The 25,038-nt window shown below is 62.3% G+C and carries 23 protein-coding genes; 11 read left to right on the top strand and 12 right to left on the bottom strand.

Annotation, left to right across the window (positions count from 1 at the left end; translation table 11 throughout):
• Window positions 1-94 precede the first annotated feature (94 nt).
• Genes HS101_10825 through nth form a run of 4 tightly spaced genes read left to right on the top strand, consistent with a single transcriptional unit; the run spans window position 95 to window position 3,052 of the window.
• On the top strand, window positions 95-1,141 hold the full coding sequence (locus HS101_10825) for a phosphotransferase (GenBank protein ID MBE7506764.1): 1,047 nt from the start codon (window positions 95-97) through the stop codon (window positions 1,139-1,141).
• A gap of 14 nt (window positions 1,142-1,155) precedes the next feature.
• Window positions 1,156-1,830: a molybdenum cofactor biosynthesis protein MoaE gene (locus HS101_10820; GenBank protein MBE7506763.1), complete on the top strand. Its 675-nt coding sequence runs from the start codon at window positions 1,156-1,158 to the stop codon at window positions 1,828-1,830.
• Window positions 1,831-1,886: 56 nt separating this feature from the next.
• Complete coding sequence (locus tag HS101_10815) at window positions 1,887-2,333, top strand: DUF4149 domain-containing protein (GenBank protein ID MBE7506762.1); 447 nt, start codon at window positions 1,887-1,889, stop codon at window positions 2,331-2,333.
• A complete protein-coding gene (gene nth, locus HS101_10810; GenBank protein ID MBE7506761.1) occupies window positions 2,330-3,052 on the top strand; it encodes an endonuclease III in 723 nt (240 codons plus the stop codon). Before HS101_10815 ends, nth begins: the two co-directional genes overlap by 4 nt.
• Window positions 3,053-3,070: 18 nt before the next feature.
• On the opposite strand, the gene HS101_10805 is transcribed toward nth, so the two are convergent.
• The 11 genes from HS101_10805 to HS101_10755 all read right to left on the bottom strand — a co-directional run bounded on the left by HS101_10805 (window position 3,071) and on the right by HS101_10755 (window position 16,762).
• Window positions 3,071-4,354 carry a glycosyltransferase family 4 protein gene (locus HS101_10805; GenBank protein MBE7506760.1) on the bottom strand — a complete coding sequence of 428 codons (1,284 nt, stop codon included), beginning with the start codon at window positions 4,352-4,354 and terminating at the stop codon, window positions 3,071-3,073.
• A gap of 57 nt (window positions 4,355-4,411) precedes the next feature.
• Window positions 4,412-6,988, bottom strand: a complete 2,577-nt coding sequence (locus HS101_10800) for a hypothetical protein (protein MBE7506759.1) — start codon at window positions 6,986-6,988, stop codon at window positions 4,412-4,414.
• A 161-nt stretch (window positions 6,989-7,149) separates the two neighbouring features.
• A complete protein-coding gene (locus HS101_10795; GenBank protein ID MBE7506758.1) occupies window positions 7,150-7,926 on the bottom strand; it encodes a hypothetical protein in 777 nt (258 codons plus the stop codon).
• A 19-nt stretch (window positions 7,927-7,945) separates the two neighbouring features.
• Window positions 7,946-10,675: a tetratricopeptide repeat protein gene (locus HS101_10790; protein ID MBE7506757.1), complete on the bottom strand. Its 2,730-nt coding sequence runs from the start codon at window positions 10,673-10,675 to the stop codon at window positions 7,946-7,948.
• Entirely contained in the window at window positions 10,672-11,154 is a 483-nt protein-coding gene (locus HS101_10785) for a biopolymer transporter ExbD (GenBank protein ID MBE7506756.1), read from the bottom strand. Before HS101_10785 ends, HS101_10790 begins: the two co-directional genes overlap by 4 nt.
• Entirely contained in the window at window positions 11,151-11,588 is a 438-nt protein-coding gene (locus HS101_10780; protein MBE7506755.1) for a biopolymer transporter ExbD, read from the bottom strand. Before HS101_10780 ends, HS101_10785 begins: the two co-directional genes overlap by 4 nt.
• 18 nt (window positions 11,589-11,606) lie before the next feature.
• Window positions 11,607-12,509 (bottom strand): MotA/TolQ/ExbB proton channel family protein, encoded by a 903-nt coding sequence (locus tag HS101_10775; protein ID MBE7506754.1) that lies wholly within the window; start codon window positions 12,507-12,509, stop codon window positions 11,607-11,609.
• Between the two features lie 94 nt (window positions 12,510-12,603).
• On the bottom strand, window positions 12,604-13,719 hold the full coding sequence (locus HS101_10770; GenBank protein MBE7506753.1) for a VWA domain-containing protein: 1,116 nt from the start codon (window positions 13,717-13,719) through the stop codon (window positions 12,604-12,606).
• Between the two features lie 146 nt (window positions 13,720-13,865).
• On the bottom strand, window positions 13,866-14,744 hold the full coding sequence (locus HS101_10765) for a bifunctional 5,10-methylenetetrahydrofolate dehydrogenase/5,10-methenyltetrahydrofolate cyclohydrolase (GenBank protein MBE7506752.1): 879 nt from the start codon (window positions 14,742-14,744) through the stop codon (window positions 13,866-13,868).
• A 42-nt stretch (window positions 14,745-14,786) separates the two neighbouring features.
• Complete coding sequence (locus HS101_10760; protein MBE7506751.1) at window positions 14,787-15,812, bottom strand: DUF1570 domain-containing protein; 1,026 nt, start codon at window positions 15,810-15,812, stop codon at window positions 14,787-14,789.
• A gap of 38 nt (window positions 15,813-15,850) precedes the next feature.
• Window positions 15,851-16,762, bottom strand: a complete 912-nt coding sequence (locus tag HS101_10755; protein MBE7506750.1) for a sugar phosphate isomerase/epimerase — start codon at window positions 16,760-16,762, stop codon at window positions 15,851-15,853.
• A gap of 165 nt (window positions 16,763-16,927) precedes the next feature.
• Here HS101_10755 and HS101_10750 point away from each other — a divergent pair, with 165 nt between their 5' ends.
• On the top strand, window positions 16,928-18,721 hold the full coding sequence (locus tag HS101_10750) for a VWA domain-containing protein (protein ID MBE7506749.1): 1,794 nt from the start codon (window positions 16,928-16,930) through the stop codon (window positions 18,719-18,721).
• Here the strand turns inward: HS101_10750 and HS101_10745 are convergent.
• Entirely contained in the window at window positions 18,718-19,608 is an 891-nt protein-coding gene (locus tag HS101_10745) for an SDR family oxidoreductase (protein MBE7506748.1), read from the bottom strand. The genes HS101_10750 and HS101_10745 overlap by 4 nt on opposite strands.
• A gap of 158 nt (window positions 19,609-19,766) precedes the next feature.
• Between HS101_10745 and HS101_10740 the strand changes: the two genes are divergently transcribed.
• From HS101_10740 to HS101_10715, 6 genes are all read left to right on the top strand, one after another.
• Window positions 19,767-20,648 (top strand): prepilin-type N-terminal cleavage/methylation domain-containing protein, encoded by an 882-nt coding sequence (locus HS101_10740; protein ID MBE7506747.1) that lies wholly within the window; start codon window positions 19,767-19,769, stop codon window positions 20,646-20,648.
• 252 nt (window positions 20,649-20,900) lie between these two features.
• Window positions 20,901-21,410 (top strand): beta-hydroxyacyl-ACP dehydratase, encoded by a 510-nt coding sequence (locus HS101_10735; GenBank protein MBE7506746.1) that lies wholly within the window; start codon window positions 20,901-20,903, stop codon window positions 21,408-21,410.
• A 33-nt stretch (window positions 21,411-21,443) separates the two neighbouring features.
• Window positions 21,444-21,833, top strand: coding sequence for an acyl carrier protein (locus HS101_10730; protein MBE7506745.1), 390 nt, complete (start codon window positions 21,444-21,446; stop codon window positions 21,831-21,833).
• Window positions 21,834-21,846: 13 nt separating this feature from the next.
• Window positions 21,847-22,326 carry a beta-hydroxyacyl-ACP dehydratase gene (locus HS101_10725; protein MBE7506744.1) on the top strand — a complete coding sequence of 160 codons (480 nt, stop codon included), beginning with the start codon at window positions 21,847-21,849 and terminating at the stop codon, window positions 22,324-22,326.
• Between the two features lie 33 nt (window positions 22,327-22,359).
• Window positions 22,360-23,709 carry a beta-ketoacyl-[acyl-carrier-protein] synthase family protein gene (locus HS101_10720; GenBank protein MBE7506743.1) on the top strand — a complete coding sequence of 450 codons (1,350 nt, stop codon included), beginning with the start codon at window positions 22,360-22,362 and terminating at the stop codon, window positions 23,707-23,709.
• Entirely contained in the window at window positions 23,706-25,001 is a 1,296-nt protein-coding gene (locus tag HS101_10715; GenBank protein ID MBE7506742.1) for a beta-ketoacyl-[acyl-carrier-protein] synthase family protein, read from the top strand. The genes HS101_10720 and HS101_10715 overlap by 4 nt, the downstream gene beginning before the upstream one ends.
• Window positions 25,002-25,038 lie beyond the last annotated feature (37 nt).

The raw sequence follows: 25,038 nt of genomic DNA, 5'->3' as shown, positions 1-25,038 counted from the left end.
CGCATCCGCCGTTCGTCGGCAATATCCGGCGAGCCGGGAAATCCGTCAAATCGCCGGCCGTTACCTCCATCATTGACTCGCGTAAACTACCGCCATGGCGGAAGCCCGGGCAATCTTCGATCAGCAGGAACTGGCCATCGTGCTGAGCCACTACGATCTCGGCAGGATCGTGGACCTCCGCGATTTCCCCCGCGGCTCGCATCAGGCGGCCAAGATTCTGGTCACCACCGACCGTGGCAAGTTCCTGCTCAAGCGCCGACCCAAGGGCAAGGACGACCCCTACAAGATCGCCTTCACCCACGCGCTGCAACTCTACCTGGCCAATCATCACTTCCCGATGCCGCACCTGATCGGCACCCGGGCAGACAACAACTCGATGCTCAAGATCGCCGACTGCATCTACGAGGTCTACGAGTTCATCGATGGTGAGCCATACGACGGCGGGATGCTGGCGACCTACGAGTCCGGCAAGACGCTGGGCCTCTATCACGCCCTGGTGAGTGCTTATCAGCCGGAGTATCCGCCGCCGCCGGGCACCTATCATGGGTCGAAGGTGGTGCATGATTCGATCGGGAGAATGCAGGCCGTCCTCGCGAAGCGCCCTTCGGCGGTGGGGCATGAGGATGAACTCGCGGCGACCATCGGTTCGCTCCGCGAGACGTACGCCATGGCGGCGGCGCAGGCCAACGAGCTGGGCCTGCTCAAGTGGGAGCCGCAGATCATCCATGCCGACTGGCATCCCGGAAACCTGATCTTCGACAAGCAGCACGTGGTCGCGGTCATCGACTACGACGCGGCACGGGTCGCCCCGCGCGTGGTGGATATCGCCAACGGATGCCTGCAATTCTCCATGATTACGGGTCCGCGCGACCTGTCCGCATGGGAGGCTCGGGCCGACGAGGCGAGGATCATTCGCTTTCTGCACGGCTATGACGAGATGAACACCCTGACCCATGCGGAGATTCGCACGCTGCGGTTTCTGATGCAGGAGGCGCTCATCGCGCAGGTCATCTCGCCGATCCTGAAGCGCGGAACCTTTGCCGGGCTGGATGGTTTTGAGTTTCTGAAGATGCTCCGGCGCAAGGCGGATTGGCTGGGGCAGAATCCCGGCGCATTTGAGATCGACACGGAGAAGGAATAAGGTGATGCGACGTTATGGCTAATGTCATCGTAAAGTTTTACGGCCCGGCGAAAGATCGAGCGGAGGTTGAACAGACTTCGCTTGAGATCGCGGCGGGCGAGACGGTCGGCGGCGTGGCGGGCAGGCTGGCGGAGAAATATCCGAAGCTGGGACAGTCACTGGGGATTCGGCTGGCGGTGAATCGGACATTCGTCCCGCTGAGCCACGTCGTCCAGGACGGCGATGAGATCGCGGTGATTCCGCCGGTGTCGGGGGGCGCGCCTGCGCCGCGCGTGGGACTGACGAGGGAGCCGCTTGTCACGGATGCGGTGGTGGCGGAGTTGATGCGGCCGGACGCGGGGGCCATTGCGACGTTTGTGGGGACCGTTCGGGCGGAGTTGGACGGGTGCAAGCCGCTGACGGCGCTGGAGTATGAGGCGTATGAGGAGATGGCGCTGGAGCAGATGGAGTCCGCGCGGAAGAAGGCGGTCGAGAAATTTGGCGTTCTGGATGCGGCGGTCCACCATCGACTGGGGCGCATCTTGCTGGGCGAGGCGTCGATCCTTGTCGTCGTCGCGAGTGCGCATCGGGTGGAAGCGTTCGACGCCTGCCGATGGATTGTAGACAAGGTGAAGGCGGACGCGCCGATCTGGAAGAAAAACATCTGGGCCGATGGCTCGGCAGAATGGGTGGACCCCACGTGTTCATGACGATTGCTCGGGCGATCGCGCAGACGGCGGCGGGCATCTGGCTCGGTGCGATTGTGATGATGGCCATCGTCGCGCCGACGACCTTTTCCGTGATGCGCACGGTCGATGTGGATCGGCCGAATATGATCGCGGGAAAGGTGATGGCGAAGAACTTTTCCCGGTTTGATACGGTGCAGATTTCCTGCGCGGCCGTTATTGTCGCGTGGCAGATCGCATCACTGCTGAGGGGCCGGCGCGCCACACGGGACAAGGTGAGAATGGGGATCATCTTGGGTGCTGCGGGACTGATGCTGTACAGCGCGATGGTGATGACGCCGAAGATCGCGAACATGCAGGCGGACATTGCGGCGCCGGACGCCGAGGCGGCGGTGAAGGCCGCGTTCGATGCCTTTCACGCATCGGCCGTTCGCATCGCGCAAGCGGTGATGGTGCTGGTACTCATCCTCAATATCGAAATGGCGATGCCGCAGCGCGACAGGCGCTCGCCGGGGAGTGCGTCATGAAATCGGTGAAGCCGAAAACTCGGCGCGGAGGCATTAAGAAGTTCGGCGGCACGGAATCCGCCGCCTCACGCCACGACCGGGCTGAAAAAATCGTCGGCGAACTTCATAAGTTGTACTCGGACGTGGACTGCGCATTGGGTCACGAGTCCGCTCTGCAACTGCTTGTGGCGACGATTTTGTCCGCTCAATGCACCGACGATCGGGTGAACAAGGTGACGCCCGAGTTATTCGCGCGATACAAGTCGGCGGCGGACTTCGCGCATGCAAGGCCCGCAGAGTTGGAGAAGCTGATTCAATCGACCGGGTTCTTTCGCAACAAGACCAGGAACATCATCGGCGCGGGACGGGTGATCTGTGAGAGGTTTGGCGGCGAGGTGCCGGACAACATGGATGACCTGCTGGAGATTCCCGGCGTGGCGAGAAAGACGGCGAACGTCGTTCTCGGCACATGGTTCAAGAAGAATGAAGGCGTCGTGGTCGACACGCACATCGGGCGGTTGTCGCACCGGCTGAAACTCAGTTGGCGATCCAAGGATGACAAGGATGCCGTGCGGATCGAGCGTGACCTGATGGAATTAATCCCGCAAGACGATTGGACATTTGTCGGTCATGCGCTGATCTGGCACGGACGGCGGGTGTGCGCGGCGAGAAAGCCTGACTGCGACCGTTGCACGCTTGCGGACTTGTGTCCCTCGGCGCACTCGTTCAACTCGGCATAGCGTTTCGGGCAGGGGGGATCAACCGAGAATCGCGCGCGTGGTTTGTACGGCGAATCGCTCCCACGAGAACATTCGCCGGGCATGCGCCGCGGAGGCCGTTGAAAACGCGGACCACTTGCGCTCGTTCATCAACAATGCCAGGACGGCCTCGGCACAATGCTCGACATTTCCGTCGGCAAAGACGAGGCCGGTTTCTTGGTGCCGCACCGCTTCGGGCAAGCCTCCGACATTGCTGACGACACAGGGGATGCCGCGGGACATGGCCTCGATGACGGTGTTGGCCATGGACTCGCGGCGCGAGGCCTGGATGCAGATGTCGATATCCGAATACAGACGATCGCGGTCGGCGACGTAGCCCAGAAACGAGACGCGATCGGCGATTCCGAGCGATACGGCGTCGGCCTGCAGCGCCGGCACCAGCGGGCCGTCGCCGAAGAAGACGAGTCGAGAATGTCGATCTTGTTTGGCGATTTGGCCGAAAGCGGCGAGGACGATGTCGCATCCCTTTTCCTTTGAGACGCGGCCGACGACACCGAGGACCGGTTCCAGATTTCGGCGGCGCTTTGCGGCAGCGGGCAGAAGGCGATGACCGTTGAGAATGATCCTCGCGCGATCCTCGGAAAAGGCAAAGGAGTGGAAGTAGTCGCGGGCGACCGTCTCGCTGTTGAAGATCAGAGTGTCGCAGCACCTTGCCGGCAGCGCGCGGCGTCGGATGGAAGGCCGCAGCATCGCGGCCATCTGAGAAGTCGGGCGGCGGCGCTGGGCAGCACTCGGCGCCATCTGTCGTATCGAAGAGACCACGCGAAGGCCCAGAGAGCGGGCCGCGACGAGCGAGGCGAAGAAGGCCGCGCCGGAGGCCTGCTGTACGACGAAGAGCGTGTCGGCATGGGTGGCGCGGAGCCAACGCCTGCGCTCGCGGTGGCGCATCAGGCCGAGCTTGTCGTCACCGGAGAGCTGATCGTCGATCCATCCGACGTGCTCGACGGTGAGGGCGTCGGGCGCATGCCTGTCGAGCAAGTCTCCATAGACCGAGACGCCGCTGTAGCCGACGTGAACTCGGGCGCCGACGGAGAGCAGAGCCTCAACGGCATCGCAGACATACTTTTCCGCGCCGCCGGTGAGAACCTGGCCGCCTGGGTGAACATGGTGAACGGCGAGGACCGCGACGCAGTGACCTCGGCCGATCTGCGGGAGGGGGGTTTGAGAAAAGCCTGTTGTGATCGTGGGCGCAGCGAGCAGCGGATCGAGCGGGGCCCCGAGGGTTCTGGAACGAGATTCAGGTATGGCGGTCCTGGTCGACACCGCATCGCCTCCATGCATTGATATCGGCGGTCCGTCGCCGATGGCTGGTTGTTAATGTTATTCGCTATCCTGCCTGAAGCCGGGGCCCATGCGGGGCGGATTGGGGATGTACTCCTTGGCGATCGGCCCGAGCAGGTCTTCCTCGTCCTGCGGCCAGGCGCCGTCTCTGCCGAGCAGGCAGTCGATGACGAAGAGACGGCGAGACGATTGTTTTGTCGGGATGACGACGTAGCCGAGCAGACGCTCTTCGACCGGGGACTTGCCGAAGAGTTGCTCGGCCGCGGCGGGTTCGTCGAGGAGGGTCATGTAGGCCAAGAGGGCCTCGGGCTTGACGAAGAGGAGGTCTCGGTCGCGGCCGTCCTTCTTGAAGCGAAGGGCCATGCAATCTTCGCGGTCCCAGTCGAGGAGATTGTTCAGGACGACGTCGGAATCTTCGCCGGGCTTCCATTCGCCATTGAGAATGCGAACGACTGCGCCGGACGATGACTGAAGGCCGTTAAGGACTGCGTGGCCATGCTCGCCTGCCGTGCCGGAGAGGGTCAGGCTGGTGATGCCCGTGATCTGTCGTAAGTCTTCAATTGAAAGATTCGGCAGCGATGTGCTCCAGTCGCGGCGGACGCGGTCCCATGCGTAGTGATCGCCGGGCTTGGGCGGCACGTCGGCGGGGGCGAGGTCGCTATCCGGTGCAACGTTGACGTAGGCGAGTCCGGGGATGGGTCGGTCGTCAATTCCGCAGAAACGCAGTGAGAACTTGTTCGTAGAGGTTGATGATGACGAGCTCGTCGGCAATGTGACTCTCACCTCGTTCCAGCCGGTGTGAAGCATCGCGATTGCCGCGGCGGTGTCGGGAAGGAATGGCTTCGCTGATGAGGCGTCCTGGGATTTCGTATCAAAGGCAGGGCTCCTGTTGATTTCGAGGGTAGCGCTTCCGCCGAGCCAGACGCCAGCCTGCTGATCCACGGGTGAGTAGACCCAGCATCTCGCGAACGTTGTATCCGATGCGCCGGCGGAAACTCCGAGGCGATTCATATCTACGACGTCTGACCTGCTCTCCAGCGCGGTGGAATCTGAGAAGGCCATCGAACTGGAAACATCCCAGAGGCGGACAAACTCGGTCGCGCCGGGGCGGGGGACCATCTTCACCCAGGGAAGGACTTCCGGCGGCCAATGATATTTGAGTGCCGCGCGGATGGCATAGCCGATGTCCGGGACCGGATGGTGGCCGATGTCAGCCAGTTCATCGGGCATGGGGATGCCGCCGGTCAGTCCGCCGTTTCGCGCCGCCCAGGCGAACTGCTGATACCAGGCCAGGAGAAAGTCCTGCCAGGTTGCGTCGGTGCCGACTACGGAGAGGCCTGCGCCGTTGGGGCCGACGTCGCCGCCGACAGACTGAACACGCGGGCCGGAATCGTCGGCAGCTCGCGGACGGATGAATATCACACTGTCGAACCAGCCGCGCTTGGCAACGATGTCCTCGGCGGGGCCGACAAGACCGCCGGGATAGGTTGACAGTGGGAACGAGTCCGGCTTATCGAGTTCATAGATGACTGCCTGCGGAACGACCTTTCCCGATGTGGCGCCGCGGATCATGTCCTTGGCGATGATCCACGAGGCCTTGAGATCGAGGAGCCGCGAGTCGGGCATTCGGGCATCGCCTACGCCGCGGATCAGGACGATGAGGACGGACCACTGGGCGGGGCGCCGTTCAAAGGCGGACGAAGCGGCGCGGTCCATATAGTCCTGTACCTTGAAGATGTCGCCATCCATATGGTCGAGCATCTCGCCGGCGCGATACTGGGCGTCGGAGTGCATCTGGTAGATGATCCGGCATTCATTGAACTCTTTGAACGCCGAAGCGAAGACGCCGGTCTGACCCAGGAAGAGTCCCCAGCGATAGTGCTCGCGGAAATTACCGGAGAGCTTGTGCGGACGCTGATCGTAGGACAGCAGACGCACGCCGCGTCGGGCCATTCGGGCAAGCCGCTCGTCTGGCGACCCGGCGAGGTGGTGATAGGTCGAGCGGGCCAGTTCCTTGTTACCGGCCATCTCGTTGGCCATGGCGCCGAAGTAGGCCTTGAGTTGCGGATCCTGGGCCTGGTCCAGGTATGTGGAAATCGGGCCGTCGAGAGAATCGCTCAACATCAGCGGGTCGGGCATGCCGAAGGCGGAGATGTTCACGGCCTCCGCGACGGTGTCGAGGTCAAAGTCGATTGCCACGCGGCCGGCGGCGTATTGCGGGTTGGCGCGGAGCGTCGCCGGACTGATCACGTAGGCGCTGGGGAATTTGTAGAGTTGCCAGGGGGGAAGCTGCTGACCTGAGATGGTGAGTTTGACCGTGGCCGGGACCTTGACCTTGGGCACGTCCTCTTCGGATTCAGGTGCATCGGCGAGTGGGGCGGCCGGTGCGACGGCTGCCAGCGGCTGGGCCGCGACGATGACCAGGGCCTGAGGAAGGGCCCCGTCAATGTCCGTGGGGATGCGAAATGATTGGGTCGTCTTGCCCTGTTCGATCGCGCCACCGCCCAAAGGGGTGATGGTGACATCGGCACGGCTCGCCGCGAATGAACGTGATCCGCCAAGCATCATGACGCAGGAGAGGGCGGTGATGATTCCTAGTGGTTGATTGCGCAGCATCGTTCCTCTCGTGTCGGGCCGAATGAGTCGGCGTGAGCCCCATTCTTCGCGGGCGTCTTGACGCCGCGACAGTTTATGAGGCAGTTCCGCATTTTCTCGGAGGGAGCGATCCGTTGCAAGCTTGAGCGGACCTGGCGGGAATGTCCGCCCAGGAATGATTGTCACGCGTCGCGATCTGGCTTGCGCGGCTGGTCGTTTTTCACCAGCCAGTCAAAGTCACGATCTGACGGGCTCTCGGCGCGCACCCTGGCGCCGGGCCCGCCAGCATGGGGCTCGACGCTTCGAAGTCGTCGTCGCATGAAGAACCAGATCATCGCCATCGCGACAACGGCCCCGACGAGCCGGGATGAAAGGCGATCCTCGAGCGGATTCGCGACGCGCGCTGCGGGGGCTCGCAATTCGGAGAGATTGTTTGCAACAATAAGAGGGCTTGAATTTTCGGCGCCGTCGCGGGCGCGAAAACCGCGAATCTTGATGAAGTACCCTTGAGCCTTGATGACGCTGTGGAGCGGGACGTCGCCGGGGTCTTCGGTGAGAACGAGCGAGCAGAGCAGGGGGCCGGCCACCTGGGATAATTCCATTTGGTAGAGGCGGGGAAGATCGGGACGATTGGTGACATCGTGGGCTTGATAGGAGAGGACGACGCCCTCAATGGTGACGAGTTGCCCGCGATGGTCGGAGGGTCGCTCCAAGAGAACCTTCCAGTTCAGCGGTGTGCCGGATGCTCGATCGGCTGGCTCAACGGGCGGCGGATGAGAGTGGACATATCGGCAGAACCAATAGAAGGCGGGATCGTCGAACGAGAACACGCCGTCACGGACGCCTTCGAGCAGCCGCTTGCCTTCGGCGAGGGGATCGCCTGAAGCGTCGGCGGCGGGCGCGGGCTGGCCCATGGCGAGGAAAAGGCTGATCCATATTTGTGACAACAAGAACGTCATGACAATGGTACTTCTTCGATCATGGCTTCCGGTCGCTCGTCATCTTTCGCGCTTCGGCAGACAGCGTCAGCAGCCGGTCCTTCCAGGGGGGACCGCCGAGCTCCGGATGCCATGCCTGTTCGGACTCGATGCCTTTGATGACGTCTTCGGCGCGGCCGTGGCGAAGCAGGTGGGCGAACCAATAGGACCGGGCCTCCCAATAGTGATCGGGAGAGCGATCTCGCAAACCGGCGTCGCGGAGCAGGCGCGCCCAGAGTGACTCGGCGCGTGCGGCGGCCCCGTCTCGCTTCTCGCCGGTCCAGGCGGTGCTGATGCGCTCCTCTGTCCGGGCAGCTGCGAGGATGATTGCGCCGTTGGTTGGTGATTCGGCGATCAGCCGGTCGAAGCGCTCGCGCGATTGCTCGATTTCGCCGGCGATGCCGAGTGCCCGGGCAAGGCTGGTCTCTATGACTGTTGCGTTGAGCTTTCCGTCTTTCGACTCTTTGACCTGTTGGAGTAACTGGATAAGAAGCGGGACCGCGTCCTGCGCGACTTCCTTGGCGGCGGGCAACCGTCCCTGGTCGATGAGCGAGTCCATTTCTCGTTCAAACCCTACTGCAAGGTTGAGCACTGCGTCCGGAGAGCCGCCCTCGGCGGCGTGCTTCAGGAACGACGAGAGTTCCTGCTTCGCCGCTTCGGATTGCCCGGTCGCACGGAGGCATCGAAGACGAAGCCCGACCGATCTGGCATCGGACGCCGCACCGTTCAGCAGGTTTAATGCTTCCGTGAAATCGCCGACGGCTTCCGAGGCCAGGAGCGCGGCTGCGGCGACGCGCGCCTCGGTTTGCCACTGAGCCAACAACTCGGCGGACGGTCGATGACTGGCCGGGTCTTTGGAGCCTTTGGCGGGTGTGCGGTTTTGTATTTCCTGCAAGTCGTCAGCGAATCGACGCCAGAGATCGACGGCCACTTCAGCGGATCGGCGAAGAGACGCCTGAGTCCCTCGGCCCAGATCATTCTCGTGGAGCTTTTGGGCGCAGATTGCCTCGCCCCGTCTGGCGTCCCAATAGTGCTCCGAACTCGGTGGCACCCGGGCGAACGCTTGTCGAGCGAACAACACGTCTCCGGCCTCCTTGAGTGCCAAACCGATGACCCACCGGCCTTCGTCGGCGAGCTTGCTGTCAGGGAAGGAGTTGACGAGTCGCTCGGCGGATTCCGCGAGCTTTCGATGGGCATCCGGTGACGGATGTTTTCCGGAGATCATGCGCCTGCATTGATAGGCGACTTCGGCGGCCCGCTCGGACTGCTTGGGCGGCAGTCCGTCGGCGAGTGCCTGATCCATCGCGTCGGCAGCCTCTGCATACATTTCCTGCGCGAGGCAGCAGATGCCGAGGTTGAATCGCACATGGGCATTTCGCTCGCTGCCGAGCGGCCGCTTGAGCAACGTCTGCCATGCTTCGATCGCCTCCGTCGTGCGATCGTTTTCCATGAGACGGCTCGCCGTGCTGAAGACTTCATCGTCGCCGAGTCGTGAAAAATCCTGTCCCCGGATGTCGAGCAGGCCGAGATAGACGCCGGCCAGTTCGTGCCAGGCGCCGCCTTGCAGTGCGATCTTGTGCAGGGCGGACGTTGCGCGCTCGCGATGCTTGAGCTGTTCGGACGGCGGCCATTGCGGCGACTGCGAAGCAAGGATGTCCGAGTAGGCAAACATCAGAGGCGCAATGCCCAGGTAAAACGCCTCGTTCGCGGCGACGGCGGAATCTGCGGCGGCTGCCAACGCATTCCACTCCTTCTGAGCCTTGTCCGTATTGCCGGAAACCAGAAAGAGTCGCGCCTTTTCGTGTCGGGCCCGAGTTTGAATAGCCGAGGCAGCCGTCGAATCGATCACGCGGTTAAAGGCGATTTCGGACTCCGGGTAGCGACGGAGTTCGCGCAGGGCGATGCCCACGCCAATGGCGGCGTTGTACTTGCCGGTATCGTCCTTTGAAGTGGACGTAATCCGATCGAAGGCATCCAGCGCGGAGAGGAGCCTGTTCTTCCCCGACGGAGCGGCCGCTCCCTCGATCTGGCCGAGGTAGAGTTTCGTCCATGCGCTGATGACGGCATGTCTGGCGGCGAGGCGCGGGATCTTGTTGCCGAGCCCAAGCAGGAGGAAGTCCTGCTCGCGAGTGCGCATGCCGACCTTGAAATCGTCGAGCCTGACTGAAGCGGCTTCCAGCAGTTTCTCCGCGTCCTCCAGCAAATCGACGAGCCGGGAACGGTTGAAGTCCAGGCCGCTCGTCATCTCAAATCGATCCAGGTCCGGTGCGCAGCGCTGGCGGAGGATGAACTCGGCATATTCGATGCGCCAGTCGCAGACTTCGAAGCTGCGGCGCAGGCCCTTGAACCACTTGGAAGATTTCTCCAGCGCGATCGCCTTGCGATAGTAGCTTGCCGCTTTATTGGTGAACTTTTCATTGATCGACTGTTCGGACGCTTCGGGAGCTGCCTGTGCGTATGCGCGGGCAATGTGCACGTAGTAGGTCTTTGGGGCGTTTCGCAAGAGGGCTTCGACGAGCTCGGGCATTCGGCGGCGCGTCAGCTCCTGGACCAGTTTTCGCTCCTCGGCGGCGAGCTTGTCCTCCGGCTCCGCGCGTACGTCGAGAACGGCCTGTGCCCCAAGGCGCGCGGGGCTCAAAGCGGACATGGCCAGGATGAACGCAAACACCCGCGTGAAAAGGCGTCCACGTGGGCCGGCGGAAGTTGAACAAGGAGTGGCCTGATGCTTCATGGCTGCCGAGCCGCCGCGATTTCGCCGGGCCCGACGACAAGTTGCACGTTGGGCATGCCGGCGCGAACGCACGCGTCCATGGCGTAGACGACGTCTTCGTATCGAATGTCCGGATCGACCGCGAGGAGAACGCGTCCGGCGGGGTCAGCGCCGGCTTCGACTTTTTGCCGTAGGAACAGGTGAAGGGCCTCGAATCCCTCCTCAGACAATTCCTTGCCCATGACGAGAATGCGGCACGCTGCGCTCGCTTCGCGCGTCACCAGGGCGATGCGGACCTGCGGCACGATGGCGACGGAGGCTGCGCCGCCGGGCCCGACTTGGGCGGGAAGCTGGGACGGGAGAACGCCCTCTGACAGGGCAAAGCTGGTGCCCAGCATGAAGAAAATGAGAATGACCATGACGACGTCGACCATCGGGGCAAGATTGGGGATCGAGGGCGACGAGGGATGACGCGCGCGGTGCAACTTCGATCGCATCATGGCGTGGGCTCCTCGGTGGCCGCGCTGAATGCGATGTTCTGGACGCCCGATGCGAGGCAACCGGCGAGGACATCCTCGATGTATCGATAGTGGACGGACTTGTCTGCGCGCAGGACGCAGTTGAGCTGCGGGTTCGCCGCGGCCTCGCGCGAGATTTGTTCGACGACGCTCGTTTCATCCAGCGGCTGCTCTCGTATCAGGTAGGTCGGCGCGGCGGCAGGATCGGCGGCCGCGCGGATATTGATCACCAGCCGGTCTGCAAGCAGCGCGGCGTCCAGTTCACGGGCGGACCTCGCCGGGGGGAGGTCAATGCTGCTGGTCTCCTGCTGGACCATCTTGGTGGCGACCATGAAGAAGATGAGCAGGCACATCATGACGTCGACCATCGGGGCGAGGTTCAGTTCCAACGGGGTCGTATGGAGGGGTCGGCGCATGATGACGGAGTAAGGCTCCTATCGTGACGTCGCGGTGGGCTGCGGCACGCTGGGGCCGCTCGACTGGGCTGAGGCGTCCGGCGACTTGGAGGCCAGGCCTGACTGACGCGCCTCCTGCTTTGCAGTTTGCGGCGCAGGAACGGCAGCATGAGACGGCGCAGCCGCTGCGGAAGTCGGGGGTGGCGGGCTCGCCGGCATGCCGACGGCCACCGGGCGGAAGAACTCCAGCAGGTCAATCGCCGCGGCGTGGGCGGCGACGGTCATGGCATCGACGCGGCTGCGGCAGACGCCGAAGAAGCCAAGCGCGATAATGGCGACGGCCAGCCCGAGAAACGTATTGACCAGGGCGAGGCTGATTCCGCCGGCGAGGTTCTCCGGCTTGTAGGCGCCGTGCGCGGCCTGCATCTCGCCGAAGGCCTCGATCATTCCCAGTACGGTTCCCAGAAGCCCCATGAGCGGCGCGAGGTTGCCGATGACGTTGAGCGCATCGACTTTGCGGAATAAACGGCTGGTCCACGCGGCGCCACGCTCGTCGGCGGCTTCGTGCATGGCATCGAAGCCGTGGCGGCCGTGGCGAAGGGCCGTGGACATGACGTCGGCGAACATCGTGCGGCTGCCCTGAATGGCCTCGATGGCTTCCTTGAATCGGCGTGCCTCGATGTGCTGCCGAGTGTTTTCGATTTCATGCTGAGGAGACATGGTGGACCGGCGGATGGTCCAGAAGTGCTCGATGATGATGGTCACGGCGGCGAGCGACAAGGCGAGGATGATGACGCCCGGCCACTCCGCGCCGTCCCTCAGCACGCGCAGGAACGATCGGCCCGACTCGACGGGGACATCGGCCGCGTGAAGGGGAACGGCAAATGCGTGTATCACTGCGATGACTATCAATGCCCGCACGGTCGTCATACGAATCCTCATGAGGCAGTTATCACTGGGCCCAATCGTCGCAGAATCGCATTCTGTGACGGACATCGGAACTTTCAATTGAGAGCGGCCAATTGATCATTCCGAGTTAGAGATCCTCCTGGCGGACGTGCTTGTAAACGCCGCCGTTGTCTTCCGCAATGCTCCGCAGCACGCGCTGACCGTCGCCCATCGTGTCGTATACGAAGAGGATGGTGTTGATGATCGTTTCGCGATTCTTGTTTTTGCGCTTGATGGTACTGGTGATGCGGCGATTCTGCTCGCCGAAGTCACCGTCGGAGAGCAGGAACAGGACATCGGGTTTGTAGCTGAGGGCTGTCTGAATGGCACTAAGCGGCTGGGTCTGCCCGCTGGGGATGATGGCGGCGATCGCGTCAAAGACCTTTCGCTTGTTCTCCAGCGTGGCGGGTACAAGCTTGGTGAACATGAGCGTCGCGTCGCCCTCGTTGAACCAGATGACATTGAATTCCTGGTCGCGCTCGAGGGAGCCGATGGCCTGCATCAGTTCGCGCTGGAGCAGCTTGAAGGTGTCCGCCATCGAGCCGCTTCGATCCATGACGTATACGATCGATCGGGCCTTCTGACCCTCACCGACGCCCCAGAGGCTTCCGACGGGGCCGCCGCCGGCAAGGTCGCGGTCGCCGAGGCCGGTTCCTCGACCGTTATCGCCGCCGGTACCGGTGCCGGTGAGATCGGTACGGCTGATGGGTCTTGATGCGAGGCGAGCAAGCGAAGTCCCGGAAGCGGATAACGAGGCGGCATCCGGTGGGGTTTGGTTGGCGATCAGGTCTGCGAGTGAGGCAGCGGGGGCCGGTGCGCCGGCTGCGGTGGCGGAGTCGGGCCGGTCAATCAGGGCGCTGCCCGGGAAACGGAAGCCGCCGCTTCCTGCCGGCACATCAGCGGCGACGATCTGAGCGTGAATCTCCGGTGGGGCGGCGCGAACAATGCTGCCGACCGACCATGTCACGAGGCCGAAAAGGGCGGCGACGATTGCGTGTGAAACAAGGCTGAGTCCGAGCGAGCCCAGTGTACTGACCGGGGCGAGTGAACGGCCTGGGGCAGCGGATTCACCCACGCCAGGCGACAGGGAGGCGGCGTTTTGAGATTCCGCGGTGCGGGAGGCAGCGGATTCAGGCGTAAGCCGGGCGGCGACGAGTCCTTGCGCGGAAGACTGTGGCGTGGGGCGATCATCGGCGAGGGGCAATGGCGACCTCCGGCAGGATTGTTTTCCAAGTGCGCGATGCTGTGAGGAACGCTTCAGGTGATTATATCCACGCCCCGGGGGGTATCAATCTTAGGCGAGTGCCCGCCGCCCGATGTTTGACCGCTGAACTGAGCCAAAGCACCCATTTACCCGTGAGTTTGTCGATCGCAGGCCTCGATCGTGTTCTGCAGGAGCATGGCCACGGTGACTGGCCCAACGCCTCCGGGGACGGGGGTGATGGCCGAGGCGACCTGGGCGACTTCGTCGAATCGGACATCGCCGATCGTGCGGGTGCGCTCGACGCCATCCGAATCGATGAGCTTGACGCGATGGGTGCCGACGTCGATGACGATGGTGCCGGGTGCAACATGTTCGGCACCGATCAGGCTCGGAGCACCGGCGGCGACGACCAGGATTTCCGCGCTGCGCGTATGCTCGGCGAGGTCTCGCGTCCGGGTGTGGCACTGGGTGACGGTGGCATTTGCGCTTAAGAGCAGCATGGCCAGCGGCTTGCCGACAATGACGCTACGGCCGATGACGACGGCATCGCGCCCGGCGAGGTCGGGCATGTGGGCGCGGAGACAAGCGAAGGCGGCGGCAGCGGTGCAGGGGACCAGGGCCTTGCGGCCCATGGCGAGCAGGCCGAGATTGGCGGGGGCGACGCCTTCGACATCCTTGTCTGGACTAATCTGACGCTGGAGCTTGAACGCGTCGAGCGGCTGGGGTACCGGCAGTTGGAGAATGATGCCGTGGACCTTTGCGTCCTCGTTGAGCTTTCTGATCGCGTCGATCGCCTTGGCTTCGGTTGTGCCGGCGGGTAGCGGAGTCAGTTGATACTCGACGCCGACCTCCTCGGCGTGCTTTGCCTGCGATCGCGCGTAGCTCGCAGCCGAGGCATTGTCTCCGATGAGGATCGCTGAAAGACAGGGCTTGTGGCCGCGATGTGCAAGGGCTTTGGCGCGTGAGGCTACTTCCGATTTGATTTGCGCCGCGAGGGCCTTTCCATCAATGAGCTTGGCGATCATGCCTCGATTCTCAATCGGGCAAGAGCAATTATCAATCAGGAATTATTTGAGCGCCGACATGTACTCCAGCCAGGTGAGTTGAAACTTGGCGTCCGGCTTGCCAAAACACTTCTCAAACGCGGCCTTGTCCGATTCGGCCGGCGATGTTCCATCGGGCGGCAGCTGTTGAAAAAGCCGGACAAACGCGGCGAATTCGCGCGGCTTCTCGTTGATCAGGTAATGCACCAGTCCCCAGGCGGCGGCGTAACCCACCGACGGCTGTTCGGCGCCCGGGCCGAGGAGCTTCGAGTCGGTGATGAGCGTACGCACGGTGAGCTTTGGATCGGACCAGTCGATGTCCCGAAAGTCGGCCAGTCGGTTTGCGTTGATGCCGCTGACGGATTCGAACTGCGTCGCCAGCCCCTCGCAGAGCCAGCGCAGGTCTTTCATGCGCGGCGTCTGAATGCCGAGATTTGCCAGTGATTGATGAGCCAGTTCATGTCGAATAACAGTCTGGTTGATGAGACTCTCGTGTTCGAAGAGCGCATTGGTCATTTGCACGATGGCCGCAAGCCGCTGACCGATCTGCTCCTCCGTCAGGCTGTTGAGGGTGCCGGCGTCTCGATCGGCGTCGAATTTCGCCCGCGCGGTTTTCAGCACCGCCCGCTTCTCCCGCATCAGGGAGGAATTGGCATAGTCATAGCCGTAGCAGACCCCGGACTTATGATCGAAAAAACCGGGAGCGTTTTCATTCACCGAAAATCCCGACGCTGCTCCGGAGCGTCTGTAGTCCTCCCATTTGCTGAAGAACACAACGGTCATCTTTTTTCCCGGGCGTGTCGTGCTTAGCTCGAGGCGACCGGCAAACTCAATGACGCGCTGATAGACGTCGTCCGCCGTCCTCATAATGTTTGCAGACTGGTCGGCGGAGTCGGAGATGACGCTGAAGTGTTTCCCGTAGTCGGCACTGAACCGGATTCCCAAGTCACTCAGGAGAGTCCGCGCGAGTTCCGTGTCAACCGGCGGTCCGCCGACGGTTGGATCACCCAGCGCGATTGCGACAAGCAGGAGCGTCGGAGCGAAGAGCATCAGCGAATGTTAGCACGCGGTACGCCGGGACGTCGCCGTCATTCGGCGGCGAGAAGCTCGTGGCCTTGCCGGGGCGCGTACTTGTCGCCTTTGTAGGCCGTCATCGGGATGGTCTTTTCGTCGAGAAGCGGCTGGAGGTACTTCGCCGCGGCGGGCAGCGCGCGATCGGCATCGGCGAGGCCGGGGTTCCACAACTTGGGCCATTCAAAACACAGGTATCCGCGATAACCGATACCCTTGAGCAATTGGATGAGCCTCGGAATCTCGACGGAACCCTGACCGGGGAGGACGTGGCCGTCAAACGCCCGGCCATCGAACTTGGCGTCGGTCAGATGTATGTGCGCGATACGGGCGGCCAGGCGGGGGATGGAACTGGTGGGTCGTTCGCCGCGCGTCAGCGCCGCCATCGGGTTCCAGCAGCACTTAACCGCCGGTGAGTTCGCGGCGTCCACGAGGTACCACATGGCCGAGCTGTCGGTAAAGTCGCCGCTGTTTTCAATGAGGATGGTCACGCGATGGGCCGCCGCGAAGTCAGCGATTTCGCCGATGGCCTTGGCGATTCGACCGAGGACGACCTCGCGCCGTTCGTTACCGATGAGCCAGAAGCGTGCCTTGGGAATCTCGGCGCCAAAGACGCGGACGAAGGGGCAGCCCAGCTTGCCTGCCAGTTCGATGTATTCGCGCACCTGGGCCTGATTCTCCGCAACTTCCCGCGCATTTCGCATATGGAAGGCGGCGGCAGTCGCCAGACACACCAATTCGACGCCGGCGTCGCGCATCAACTTGCCGACCCTGGCCGGGTTCGACGCGAGCTGCGGCGCAAGCGGAAGGTGCATCTGACCGTCGAGGCTGCGCAGCTCCAGGCCTTGATAGCCATACTCCTTGGCCTTCTCGACCAGGGTGACGATGTCCCAACCGGGGCAGGCAACGTTGCTGTAGGCGAGTTTCATAAATCGGGCTCCGGGAAATCGTCAGGACAACGGCTTAGCAAAGCACTTGAACGGATCGCATCCTTTGGGTCGAAAAGATAGGGCAGGGGGCATTCTGCGTCAAAGAACGGACATCTCAGGCTTCGAGCCTTGCGGGGAACGTATAATGTCGTCCGGGAGAGATGAATGGCTGACTCAAAGCAACCTTCGGAGAATCCGCGGCGTCACGCTGGTGGGATCGTACATACCTATCTTGGGTACGACCCTCAGCGGTTTCCGATGCCCTCGGCGACGCCCCCGGACTTGGTCACGCCCGCATTTGAACATCTCCTGGAATACGGCAGCCTTCGAAACCTGACCGAAGAGGAGCTGGCCGAGGCGATCGAGCTGGACCCCTCGCAGATCACGGGGCTCGGACCGAGCATCAGTTCGCTCATCGCAATGCTTGAGGAACGCAAGCGGAAGATTCTTGAAACTTACGAGACCACCGCGGCGCGCGAAGACGCCGAGCGCGAGTTTCAACAGGCGGCGCGAGAGACGGAGCCGCCGAAGAATCGACGGCAGCAATTCGACAAGGCCGTGCGCGAGGGTCAGATCGCCGACCTCGAGCGAATGTGGTATCGCGAGGATCAGCGAGGCGAGTTTGCACGGCAGCTAGTTTCGCTGATGGACAAGCTCGGGGCCCGTTACGAGGTCGAGCAGTTGGCCGCGAAGTACGCATTCACCGGCCGGCGTCCGATGTCGGTCGAGCAGGCGATTGAGATCAAGGAAGAGTTGGAGACGATCGACCGCCTGATCGAGCAGCTCAGGGAAGCGGCGAAGAACGCGAAGATCTATCTCATCAACATGGATGAGTTGGGGCGCTTCGCCGACGAGGAGCAGATCGAAGGGCTCGAACGCATGCGGCAGCAGGTGGAGGAGATGCTTCGGCAACTTGCCGAGCAGCAGGGCCTGCAACAGCAGGACGGCCGATACCAGCTTACGCCGAAGGCATTCAAACTTTTCCAGTCGAAGCTGCTCGATCGCATCTTCGCGGATCTCCAGGCGGCCAAGAGCGGGCGGCACGCGCAGCCGATCGTGGGTGACGGCGTGGTCGAGACGCAGCGGACCAAGTCGTACGAATTCGGCGACAGCCTGGCGAACATGGACGTCGGACAGTCGATGATCAACGCCATGATTCGCGAACGCACGACGCTTCAGCCGGCGCCGAGCGCCGAGGCAATCGTCGGCATCACGCCGTCGGGTTCGGAGAGTGCCGACCCGGCCCGGCGAATCCGGCTCATGCCTGAGGACATCGAGATTCACGTCACGCGCAACACGCCGAAGTGCGCGACCGTACTGTGCATGGACATGAGCGGCTCGATGCGATTCAACGGGCAATATGTCAACGTCAAGCGCATGGCGCTCGCATTGCACGGGCTCATCCGCAGCGAGTATCCCGGCGACTATGTCGACTTCGTGGAGATGTTCACCTTCGCCAAGCGCCGGCACATCTCCGAGGTGCCACAGCTTCTGCCCAAGCCGGTGACGATCCACAAGCCGTTCGTGCGGCTCAAGGCGGACATGAGCGACGACCGCCTCACCGAGCGCGACATCCCGCCGCACTTCACCAACCTGCAACACGGTTTGCAGATGGCCCGGCAACTGCTTCAGGTGCAGGACACGCCCAACCGGCAGATCATCCTCATCACCGACGGCCTTCCGACGGCGCACTTCGAGGAAAAGTGGCTGTACCTGCTTTATCCGCCGGACTCGCGAACCGAAAACAGCACGCTTCGAGAGGGGCTTCTCTGTCGCGAGCAGGGCATCACCATCAACATTTTCCTGCTATCGAGTTGGTCGCAGACCGAGGAGGACGTGAAGTTCGCCTATCGCCTCGCCGAGAGCACCAGTGGCCGCGTATTCTTCGTCGGGGGGCGGGAATTGGATCGCTACGTCGTCTGGGACTACGTGAAGCGTCGTCGGTTTATCATTGGCTAGGTGAGCGCCGTCGCGATCGACTTCATCGCTTCCTTCATTGTACGGCCGGGTGGGGTTCCGAATTCAGCGGCGAACTTCGATGAATCGAGACTCACATTCGCCGGGCGAGGTTCCGCGAATTGCATATCTGATTGGCGGGTCGGAACGATAGGCGGATTTGTGATTCCCAGTGCCGCCGCCATGACGCGACCCATCTCCAGCCTGCTCATCCGCGCAGGCCCGCCGAGGTGCAGGACTCCGTGATAGTCAGACGCGGCGGCGGCGCGCGTCGCCTCGGCCGCGTCCTCCAGCCAGATCGGCGTGCGAAACTCGTCCTCAAAGAGCTTGAGCGGCTTGCCCGTCCGCAGCGATTCGAGTTGTTGCAGGAACGTCGTCGGCCGATTCACCACGGGCAGGCCGTACATCAGCGCCGGTCGAATATCGACTCCCCGGTCGTAAGCGAGAACGATTTTCTCCGCCTCCACCTTCGATCGGGCATAGACCGACAAAGGCGATACGGCATCCGTCTCGTGGTAGGGCGCCGAGGAACCATCGAACACCAGGTCGGTTGAGGTGAAGGCGATTCGCGCGCCGATCTCTGCCGCAAGCTCTACCAGCGTCCGCGTTGCGTCCACGTTGACGCGTTGCGTCACATCCGGCTTCTCATAGGCAGCCTGAATGCTCGTCACTGCCGCCGCGTGAACGATGACGGCCGGGCGGTGCGAACGGACAATCTCGCGGAGGTCCGTCGCGTCGGTCAGATCGCCGCGAATGCAGCTCGCGACGTCCGGTTGGGGGCCTTCAACGGAGGTCAGCCCGATCGTTTCAAGGTCGCGGTGTGCGAGCACACGCATCAGCACACTGCCGAGTTGGCCTCCCGCGCCGGTGATGAGCCATTTTCCCGCCAAATCGCCAGACCCCTGGGCGTTCCCGTTTTGCGTCGAAACATCGCCCGCTGTGTACACTCGGCGGCGATTTCCGATATGATACAGGAGCGAGCCGAAGTCAGCAGTTGATGCCCGTCCCGGCAGCCCCTTCGAGCGAGGCACCCATGCCGCCTCTGCAAATGCCAGCGCGTTCGCCCTCATCTCGCGGGGTCCGAGGCGTCGCCCGTCGTTCCGCCTTTACCCTCATAGAATTGATCGTCGTCCTGGCGATCATCGCCCTGGTGATCAGTTTGCTGCTCCCGGCGCTGTCGTCATCGCGCAGCGAGGGGACCAAGGTCAAGTGCCTCGTGAATCTCAAGCAGATCGGCCAGTGCCTGTCGATGTACAGCGACGAGGACGAGCAGCATTACACGACGCCGGTGCATCCGATGGCTGAGACCCGCTGGCTTTACGACGGCGAGTACGAGTACGGCGGCAATACCGGCGTGGGAGTCTTTCGCTCAGCTGACTTTGTGAAGGAAAACCGCCTGCTCAATAAATATGTCTATGTCGATGCTGCAGGCGCGGAGTTGGCATTATTTAAGTGTCCCAATGATCGTCCCATCGAGGACGTCGGATCGGGCGGCGTTAATTTCGAGCCGTACTTCCTGCATCCCAGCCGCTCACACCTCAACGTCTATCAAATCACGGGTACGAGCTACCGGTTGAACAACCACATCGACTTCACCGGAACCCAGGAAATTCCATTCCAGCAGAATTTCTTCGGCCCCTACCTTCGGACAAGTACGAAGGTCCCCGACCCTGGGATGACGGTCTTGATTGAAGAGACGGTGTCCGAAGTTGCCAAGTGGAATCCGAACCGTGATGTTCTAGGGTGGCACCGAAAGTCCAACGTGTTCAATGTTGCGTTTGCCGACGGCCACGCCGGTCCGATCCGCCTGAGCGGGCAAACGGGCGGTACCGACCCGACGGGAAACTATTGGCTACGGCGAGGCGAGGGGTGGCGCATGGACTGTTACCCGTCGGCCCCTATCTTCGACCGTCCGCGGCGCGGGCCGTAAGGTGTAGCGCCTCAAAGTCATGCTCAATCAACAGTTAGGAGCATTCGCGAGCGGTCCGAGGCTCCACCCTGGCCCATGTACCCATTTCGTGTGTACCGCCTCCGTCCGAGGGTGCTTGCAAGAAGGCTCGCCAGCCGCTACAAAGCCAAGTTTAGGCAACAGGCTGAAGGTTTCATGAGACGGTTACTGTGCCGTAAACAGTCGCCGGCACAATAGATAGCAACAGCTCGCGGATCGCGAACACGGCACGGTATGAAGTTCATTCTGATTGATCGCATCCTGAGCATCGAGCCACCCAGCCGTATCGTTACGCGAAAAAATCTGACGCTGGCGGAGGAGTACCTCGCGGACCATTTTCCGACCTTTCCGGTGATGCCGGGTGTCATGATGCTCGAGGCCATGGTTCAATCCGCGGCGTGGCTGGTTCGGGCGACTCAGGACTTCTCCAAGAGCATGGTCGTACTGGAAGAAGCCAAGAACATCAATTACAAGAGCTTCGTCGCCCCGGGCCGGACGCTCGAAGTGACAGCCGAGGCGATGGAGATTTCCGAAGGGTTGAGCCAGTTTAAGGCCTTCGGGATGAGTGACGGACAAGAGATGGTCAAGGCCCGCCTGACGCTGCGGCACTATAACCTGTCCGAGAAGAATCCGGCGCTGGTCGACGTTGACGAGAAACTAGTGGTCGCGGCACGCAGGGTGTTTGATCTGGTCGGAGGACCAGCCGCGACGAAGACGGCGGCAGCGCTGGCCGTCGGCCTCTAACGAATTGAGAAAGTCCCAGGGAGGACGCTGAAGATGGCGATGAGTCGAGATGATGTGTTTTCAAAGGTCAAGGAAGTTCTGGTTGACGCGCTGGGCGTGGACGACGACGAAATCAAGGAGGACGCCACGTTGACGGGCGATCTCGGCGCTGAGTCGATCGACTTTCTCGACATCGTGTTTCGTCTGGAGAAGACCTTTTCAATCAAGATTCCCCGCGGCGAGCTCTTCCCCGACGACATCCTGAACAATCCTGAGTACGTCGAAGGCGGCAAGATGACCACCAAGGGTCTCGACACGCTGAAGAAGGCCATGCCGCATGCCGACTTCACCGAGTTTCAGACGGATCCTGACGTCGCCAAGATGCCGAACCTGTTCACCGTGAAGACGATTGTCAATTATGTGACGACGAAGATGGCGGCCTAGGGGGCGTCCTGCGTTGCGTTGGATCTGGATCGACAAGTTCACCCATTTTGAATCCGGCAGGCGCGCTACCGCCATTAAGAACGTCAGCCTCGCCGAAGAGCACCTGCACGACCATTTCCCGGCATACCCGGTGATGCCGGCCAGCCTGATTGTCGAGGGCATGGCCCAGACCGCGGGTATTCTCGTCGGTGAGGCCCGCCAGTTTCAGGAAAAGGTTATCCTCGCGAAGGTGAAGCGGGCTCGTTTCGAGCGCGAGGTGCGCCCCGGCGAGCAGCTTCGCTACGAGGCGGAAATTGAGCAAGTTTCTGCCGAGGCGGCGAGCACGGTGGGCCGGGTTTTTGTCGATGGCGAGCCGCTGGCGGAGATCGACATCGTCTTCTCCCACATCGACAACAACATGAGCGGCCTGTCATTCCCCGAGGAGAACTTTGTCTTCACCGAAGACTTCAAGTCACTCCTTCGCACATATAATGTGACCGTCGATCAGAAGTAAGGCCTGCTGAGCCCCTTAAGCTACAGGATCGCCATGAAGAAGCACCGTGTCGTAATCACAGGACTGGGGGTCGCCTCTCCGTTGGGCCTGGGCGCCGTCGAGACGTTTGAGGCCCTGGTCGAAAAGCGCAGCGGCATCGATCGCATCGCCGCGTTCGATCCCAGCCACTTCACGTCGCAGATCGCCGGTGAAGTCAAAAACGGCAACGTCAAGGACTGTGTCCCAAAGGGCTATCGCAAGGCCACCAAGGTGATGGCCAAGGACATCGAGCTTGCCGTCATCGCCGCTTATCACGCCGTCAAAGATGCCGGCGTGCAGACCAAGTGCCTGGTTGAGCGCGGCGAGGCGCCGGCGGCGGATGTCGATTCTACGCGCTTCGGCGCGAACATCGGCGCAGGCCTCATCTGTGCCGACCTGAACGAACTGGCCGGGGCGCTGTCCACCGCTGCAGAGCGACCGGACGCGGCGCAGGATCGGGGCTTCTCGCTGAAGAAGTGGGGCACCGAGGGGATGAGCAACCTGACACCGCTCTGGTTGCTCAAGTTCCTTCCGAACATGTTGGCCTGCCACGTGACCATCGTTCACGACTGCCAGGCTCCGAGCAACACAATCACATGCGGCGAGGCCAGCAGCCATCTCGCGATCGGCGAGGCCTACCGCACCATCGAGCGCGGCGCGGCCGACATCTGCATCTGCGGCGGTGCTGAAAGCAAAGTCAATCCCATGGGGTTGATGCGCCAGTCGCTGCTCAATCGGCTCGTGACGGACTCAAACGAAAACCCGGCGCAGGCCTGCCGTCCTTTCGACAAGGATCGCAAGGGCGCCGTCATCGGCGAAGGCGGCGGACTGCTCATTCTTGAGGAATTGGAGCGTGCCAAGGCGCGAGGAGCTCGCATCTACGCCGAGGTCGTCGGCTTCGGCGCATCGGTGAATGCCAAGAACTGGCTTGAGCCCCAGGCGGACGGCCGCGGCCTCGCACTGGCCATCGGCAAGGCTCTCAAGGACGCCGGCGCGAATCCCACGGACGTCGGTCTCATCAACGCTTTCGGCGTAGGCACCGTTCAGCACGATGCGGCCGAAGCGGCAGGCCTCAAGAGCGCTCTAGGGAATGACGCCGGCAAAGTCCCGGTCCTCGCGACCAAGGGATCGCTTGGCAACTGCGGCGCCGGTAGCGGGGCGATTGATCTGGCGATGCTCACGCTCGCCATGTCGCGCGGGATCGTTCCGCCGTCGCTCAACACAACAAACGTCGATCCGGCCTGTGGGCTCAATGTCGTCCGCGGCGATCCGACCGACTGCCACGCCGAAGTCGGGCTCTCCGTGGCCAGCGCCCTTTCCGGCGGACAAACCGCCGCCCTGCTCATTCGGAGGTATCACGCATGACGCGGCGAGTCGTCGTTACAGGCATGGGTTGGATCACACCGCTCGGTCACGATATCGAGACGGCGTGGAAGAGGATTCTCGGCGGCGAGAGCGGCATCGCCCCCACGACGATCTTCGATGCAGGCACTTTCCCGACCCAGTTCGCCTCCGAGGTGAAGGGCTTCGATCTGCGCAAGTTCATCGGCCCCGATTACGAGATGCACAAGGGCGTCAGCCGCCAGGCGGGCTTTGCCCTCGCGGCCGCGCGGATCGCCTGGGACAGCAGCGGCTTTGAAAAGGCTGCCAAGCTCGACAAGACCCGCATCGGCGTCTATCTCGGCGGCGGCGAGGGTCCGATGGACTTCGACAACTTCACCGCCGCGGCGGTCGAAGGCTGGAACTACGGCGAGAACACACTCGATGCTAAGCGCTGGGCCGACGTCGCCTACAAGTGCCTGGAGAAGATCGTCGAGGCCGAGCAGGATCCAAACATGGCTGCGGCGCACATCGCCCAGCTCTTCGGCGTCGAAGGGCCGAACTTCAACACGCTGACCGCCTGCGCCGCCAGCACCCAGGCCATCGGCGAGGCGACCAACATGATTCGCCGGGGCGATGCAGACGCAATGATCTCCGGAGGCTGCCACTCGATGATCCACCCCTTCGGTGTCACCGGGTTCAATCGGCTGACCGCACTGTCCACCCGAAACGATTCGTGCATCACCGCCTCGCGGCCGTTCGACCGCACGCGCGACGGCTTCGTCCTCGGCGAAGGCGCCGGCATGCTTATTCTGGAGGAACTGTCTCACGCCAAGGCCCGCGGCGCGAAGATTTACGCCGAGGTCAAGGGCTACGGCTCGACGGCCGACGCCTTCCGCATTACGGATATTCACGAGGACGGTCGCGGCGCCATGGCCGCCATGCGACTCGCTATGCAGGACGCCGGCCTTACCACCGCCGACATCGACTACATCTCCGCCCACGGAACCGGCACGGAAGAGAACGACAAGATCGAGTCCAAGGCCATTCGCGGCGTCTTCGGCGATCTGTCCAAGAAAGTTCCGGTCAGCAGCGTCAAGAGCATGTTGGGCCATCTGATCGCCGCGGCGGGCGCCTGCGAACTGATCACCTGCCTGCTTGCGCTTCGCGATCAGGTCCTTCCGCCCACGATCAACTACTCAACGCCGGACCCCAACTGCGATCTCGACTACGTCCCCAACGAGGCCCGAAAGACGAAGGTGCGCAACTGCCTGTCCAATTCCTTCGGCTTCGGCGGGCAGAACGACACGCTGGTCGTGGCGGCATTCGCCGATTGATACGGATTGGGCCCAGTTTTTTTTCGGGATTCCACTC

The organism is Planctomycetia bacterium (assembly GCA_015075745.1).
Classification (GTDB): domain Bacteria; phylum Planctomycetota; class Phycisphaerae; order UBA1845; family UTPLA1; genus UTPLA1.
This window is presented reverse-complemented; position numbering and strand designations above follow the sequence as displayed.